This is a genomic window from Moorena sp. SIO4E2, assembly GCF_010671945.1.
In the GTDB taxonomy this organism is placed as follows: domain Bacteria; phylum Cyanobacteriota; class Cyanobacteriia; order Cyanobacteriales; family Coleofasciculaceae; genus Moorena; species Moorena producens.
In genome coordinates, this window is record NZ_JAAHIE010000495.1 from 1 (window position 1) to 5,259 (window position 5,259).

The following is a 5,259-nucleotide window of genomic DNA, read 5'->3' on the forward strand; positions in this document are numbered from 1 at the left end:
CTTAGTATATAAGCATTTGCCTCTGAGTCAGATTCATCCTCAAGCAATCCCAGCAGCTAAAGCAGCTTGGGCGGCTTTTCAGCAAGGGAAATTCTGGGAGTATGAAGATGCCCTGTTTGAGCAGCAAGATAACTTGGATGAAGAATTGTATCTAGCGATCGCCCAAAATCTTAATCTCGATCTAGAGCAATTTAATCGCGATCGCATCAGCGTTGGAGCCGAAGCTGCCATTAGGGACGATCTGAAATTAGCTCAGAGCTTGGCAGTTAATGGTACTCCTTTCTTTGTCTTGAATACAGAAGTACTCCAGGTTCCTCTCAACCTATCAGAAATGGAGAGTATTTTGGCAAAGGTCAGATCATGATCTAGCGTTTATCATAGCTATGAGGTACACAGGATTTTTACCCTCTTCCCTCTTCCCTTCCCCTCCTGGGAGGGGTTAGGGCGTGTTTTCAAAGTTTTCCGCAAGATTATGATCCCCCCCAACCCCCCGCGCGGAAGGGGGGAGCCATACTTAAAGTCCCCCTTTTTTAAGGGGGATTTAGGGGGATCTCCGAGTTTGAAGACACGCCCTAGGGGTGGGTTCCTCTTACCTGCTCCCTGCTCCCTAAAACCCACGATTTTGTACAGCAACAGGCCGTCAGCCTTTGGCCAGGCTACGCGAATGGCTGACGGCTGACGGCTGACGGCTCACCGCTGAATGCTTAGCTAAGCTTGTGGTTCGGCAACTATTGAGCTAGCTGTACTAAAGTGAAAGTTAGTGTAATCACTGCTAACTTTCACCATGGCTAGAATTCGAGGTATAGGGTTGATTATCCAAGCCCTGATACCAGTTATTTACCTATTAGTAGTTATTCTAACCTTAGCCACGATTGTGCTGGATATCAACAGTCTTGTGGGTGGACCAGTACAAGAAATCGATAGCGCTCTGGTGACTATCAGTGGCAAATTCGAGCAAACGGGAAATGTTATTGGTAGTGCCATAGCACCGATTGGTGATCTAGATAAAAAACTGGCTAAAACGGTCGAAACAATTGATAGTATTCCTGAAGAAATAGAGCTTCCGACTATTCCGATTCCTGATGTTGAACTGCCGATTAAACCAAAAGTTAAATTGAGCAGCAGGGAGTTAAACAAGCCAGTTGTGTTCGTATTTGATATTCCCAAGATTCCTAAAGAACCTATTCTTAAGATTCCTAAGGTGCGAGTTGAGATTGAAAAGGTACCTGTTGCTTTACCTGATATTCCTGGGGTGAAGGTTAGTGTATCAGGACTAAAAGAAACGAAAGCCCTTTTAACTCAGAATGTTGAAATTATTGGCACTTTAAATAAAGTTATTGGTATTCTTCCCAATATTGAAGTGATTAGAGACCATTACCAAAGACTAATTGTTGGGGAGCAGGGGTTACTAGTAATTATTCAAAAAATTTGCCGTAATCTATTGGTTATGATCATCCTGTTGGCAGGGACTGTGCTACTTTCATTACCCTGGTTGGTTGTGAAATACATCAAGTGGGCTTCCCCTCAGCTAACTGCTGGATGGCAATTAATCAGGGGAGTATCTCAATAGGGAGCTTCGGAGCAGGTAAGATATAGCAATTATATATCCCATAAGGTACAAAGTGATCCCCCTAAATCCCCCTTAATAAGGGGGACTTTGAGGTTTAAAACCGTACCTCATAACTGCGATAAACGCTATAATAGAGGTAAGACGATGAGAGTTGATCAAAGCAGTGGTTTAAGGCAACGACTTAATGGTATAGTCATGATTATCTATGCCTTAATCCCGATTATCATAGTAGTGGTATTTTTGATTACTTTTTTAACAATTTTAAATGACATCAAGAGTCTGGTTACTGGCCCTTTAGTGGAAATCAATAACACTCTAGTGGAAGTGAAGGAAAGTACTCAAAAAGCCAAAGAGGAAATTGCTTCTATCATAGAACCGATCAAAACAATAAACGCAGAAGTGCAAGAAGCATTCGAGATAGTTGAACAGATTCCTACAGGAGTGAGTTTGCCTGATCTTGGCATACCAGATGTTAATCTTCCGGTGAAACCAGATGTCAACTTGGGGGGTGGATTTCCGCCTAAGGTGAATATCGAAATGAAAGAGGTTTCAGTGGCTATGCCTACTATTCCTGGGTTTGAAGTACCAGTGGTTGGTTTGCAACAGGTCAAGGCAGTTTTAAAGGATAATTTGGAAATACTTAGGGTTTTTAATACTATTGTCAGCGGTATTCCTAACCTCGATTCCCTTAGAGAAGATTCCCAAAAAATTGTAGCAGGGGTGCAGGAGTTGGTGAACGGAATTCATAAAATCGGGAGCAAGGTATTGGGGCTGATGATATTTAGCGCAATCATGGTGATACCCTGGTTAATTAAGTTATGTATTGCTCCCTACGCTACTTGGGCTTACGGTCAGGTCACCACAGGATGGGCATTAGTTCGTGGTCAAGTAACTGAATAAATCAGATGGGGAAATCTAAAGGAAAAATGCGATGCTCTAAAGAGCCGCTAAGCGAACGCTTTGGGTGCATCTCATTTTTGCCGTTTGACCAGATGGTGCGTTAGGGACGGACGCTGCTGGCGAATTCGTGAAACCCTTATTCTGCCGTAATCTGCTCCCCTCTCCCAAGGTTGGGAGAGGGGCTGGGGGTGAGGGCTGATCGGGCTTCTTGGTAAGTTCGCGAAATATTTCGCCAGCAGCATCGGGACGGAAAGCCTCTGATTTTCCGCCTCTTTGCGCCTTGAACAGTCCGTCCCGTAACGCACCACCAGGCTACTCCCTACTAGACCCTAATAAAACACTAATCAATCGATAAATATTTTAAAAAATAGTAAACAGTCAGCACTCAGCGGTCAGCCTTCAGCCTTCAGCCTTCAGCCTTCAGCTGATTTTATTCAAAAGCTGTTATCCTAGCGTGACCATAGGCTGATAGCTGATAGCTGATACGCGACAGGCTGATAGCTAAGAGCTTACGGTAAAATAACCAATTTAAATTGCAATTAACAAGTTTAAACTAACTAAGATGCGCATCGCTAAACGGACTAGACCTAGACAATTAGACGTAATTATCAAAGGGTCATCCCATAACCATTGGCGTGACCCTTATCATATAATGCTGACCGTTAATTGGCCCATATTTTTCGGGCTAATTGCGGTTTGTTATTTAACCATAAACATCGTCTTTGCCCTATTGTACCTAGCGGGAGGCAATTGTATTGAAAACGCCCGTCCAGGTGCTTTCTTAGATGTCTTTTTCTTTAGTGTTCAGACCATGGCATCCATTGGTTATGGTGCCATGTATCCCGTGACCTCCTATGCTAATATCATCGTTACCATAGAAGCTCTAGTAGGTTTGATGGCCCTAGCCATGGCAACCGGACTAATGTTTGCCCGCTTCTCTCGCCCTACTGCCAGAGTCATCTTCAGTCGTAGGGCAGTGATTGCGCGCCATAATGGGGTAACTACCCTCATGTTTCGCACGGCCAATGAACGGGATAATCGGATTCTGGAAGCTCAGCTCAGGGTAAGTTTGCTGCGCTATGAAGTGACCTTAGAAGGGGAATCCATGCGTCGATTCTACGACATGAAACTGTTGCGTAGCCAAACCCCTAGCTTTGGTCTAACTTGGACAGTGATGCATCCGATTGATCAAAGTAGTCCGTTATATGGGGAAACACCAGAGTCTCTCGCTGAAATGGAAGCTACACTTATTATCACCCTAGTCGGTATTGATGAAACGGTTTCCCAGACTATTCACGCTCGTCACTCCTACACCGCATCAGAAATTTTGTGGGATAGGCGTTTTGTCGATATGTTTCATAGGAAATCAGACGGCAGTAGAATTATTGATTATAGCCACTTTCATGATGTTCAATAATAGGAATTTAAGTTTGATTATGCTTAGATTATTTGTAGGATTATTTTAGTGATACCAAATTCACTTTTTAAACGCCCTGATAACTAAAACTACCGGCTATACTAATAAAGTCTGCCTGACCATAAGTTCCATTCTCAGCTTTTTTCCTGAAACCTGCCAGCAATATTATTATTCATCAGCTTAAATTTATAAATTAATTAAATTATCCCTCTTCTGTAAAACTGGGGTCAAACCTTGATTTTTCCTAGGCTGAAATGAAGCAAATTCCTTCAATTTTCCCAAAGTGACAGAAGAGGAGTAATGGTGAATTAGTCTTGGCCTGGTCTTATTAATAAGGTAATTTATGAGTTGACTCTTTGTCAAGTCATAAATTACTTATAAAGTTGCCCACACAGACGTGGAATAATCACTATCTATACTCAAAAACTTTTGTTTTGGGGAACTTCCTTGCCGCTTCTGTGTTTTATGGATACTACATTTTGAAGTGCATGATGTGGGTTAAAAGATGATTTTCATCAAAATTTAATAAAATAATTGATGAAAATAGATTTCAATAGAAAAGGCACAGTATGTTGATACTATTCAAATATATTCGATGACACTTTCTTTGACAATTCGTCAAATTGGATCTGCCTGTAAAACGGCGGCACTGATTGGCATGATGGCCCTATCTGCAATCCCGGCCCGCGCTCATGAAACAAGAGTGGTGGGAGCATATAAAGTCACTGTAGGATTTAGAAACGAACCAGCTTTTGAGGATGTGGTGAATGCGGTTGATGTTATTCTGCGCAATGCCGCTGATGACTCTCCTGTAGACACAGACAAGGAAGACAAAATAGATCTTGATGTCTATGTGCTGTATCTCAAAGAAGATAAGTTTGATGCTCAGGTGATTCGTAAAGCCAAACTCAAGGGTGAACTCCGAAAAGCCTTTGGTACTGACAACCGTTATAATACTTGGTTCAAACCTACCCATGACGGTGCTTACGGTTTTCGGGTAAAAGGCACGATTAATGGTCAACAGATTAATGAAAAATTTGTCTGTGGTGGTGGGACAAAAGATTTTCGGGACGGAAGACCTCGCTCTTTCCGGTGCGTGGTTGACCCTCAGACATTCCCTGGAAATCGAAATAGTAACAATAACATAGACAATGCAGGATACAGAGATAATGATCGATTTCATCGCAATTATTGATATCTTGATAGTCTCTCGCTTTTTCTAATTCGTGATTAGCCGTAGTGGCGTGGCACAGCTAAAATAGTGGAATAGAAGGATGATTATTTGAGGTCAAAAAAATGGGAAGAGGTCGTAGAGATAAAGTGCTGCTGACAATCGAACAAAGACGAAGACTAGAAAACATCAGTCGCAATG

6 protein-coding genes are annotated in these 5,259 nt (G+C 42.4%); 5 read left to right on the forward strand and 1 reads right to left on the reverse strand.

Annotated elements, in window-relative coordinates; all coding sequences use genetic code 11:
* The 3 genes from F6K37_RS31355 to F6K37_RS31365 all read left to right on the forward strand — a co-directional run.
* Positions 1-364: DsbA family protein (locus tag F6K37_RS31355; RefSeq protein ID WP_287254450.1), on the forward strand; the 364-nt coding region annotated here is incomplete at its 5' end.
* A 420-nt stretch (positions 365-784) separates the two neighbouring features.
* Positions 785-1,570, forward strand: coding sequence for a hypothetical protein (locus F6K37_RS31360; protein ID WP_287254452.1), 786 nt, complete (start codon positions 785-787; stop codon positions 1,568-1,570).
* A 144-nt stretch (positions 1,571-1,714) separates the two neighbouring features.
* Positions 1,715-2,470 carry a hypothetical protein gene (locus F6K37_RS31365; protein ID WP_287254454.1) on the forward strand — a complete coding sequence of 252 codons (756 nt, stop codon included), beginning with the start codon at positions 1,715-1,717 and terminating at the stop codon, positions 2,468-2,470.
* A 71-nt stretch (positions 2,471-2,541) separates the two neighbouring features.
* On the opposite strand, the gene F6K37_RS31370 is transcribed toward F6K37_RS31365, so the two are convergent.
* Positions 2,542-2,778 (reverse strand): hypothetical protein, encoded by a 237-nt coding sequence (locus F6K37_RS31370; protein ID WP_131827058.1) that lies wholly within the window; start codon positions 2,776-2,778, stop codon positions 2,542-2,544.
* A 254-nt stretch (positions 2,779-3,032) separates the two neighbouring features.
* On the opposite strand from F6K37_RS31370, the gene F6K37_RS31375 reads away from it, so the two are divergent.
* Positions 3,033-3,887 (forward strand): ion channel, encoded by an 855-nt coding sequence (locus F6K37_RS31375; RefSeq protein WP_287254456.1) that lies wholly within the window; start codon positions 3,033-3,035, stop codon positions 3,885-3,887.
* 595 nt (positions 3,888-4,482) lie between these two features.
* Positions 4,483-5,082, forward strand: coding sequence for a hypothetical protein (locus F6K37_RS31380; RefSeq protein WP_287254458.1), 600 nt, complete (start codon positions 4,483-4,485; stop codon positions 5,080-5,082).
* Positions 5,083-5,259: the final 177 nt, after the last annotated feature.

Excerpts from the sequence above, each read along its gene's own strand:
- F6K37_RS31360 (WP_287254452.1), top strand. The coding sequence starts at position 785 with ATGGCTAGAATTCGAGGTATAGGGTTGATTATCCAAGCCCTGATACCA.
- F6K37_RS31365 (WP_287254454.1), top strand. The coding sequence starts at position 1,715 with ATGAGAGTTGATCAAAGCAGTGGTTTAAGGCAACGACTTAATGGTATA.
- F6K37_RS31375 (WP_287254456.1), top strand. The coding sequence starts at position 3,033 with ATGCGCATCGCTAAACGGACTAGACCTAGACAATTAGACGTAATTATC.
- F6K37_RS31380 (WP_287254458.1), top strand. The coding sequence starts at position 4,483 with ATGACACTTTCTTTGACAATTCGTCAAATTGGATCTGCCTGTAAAACG.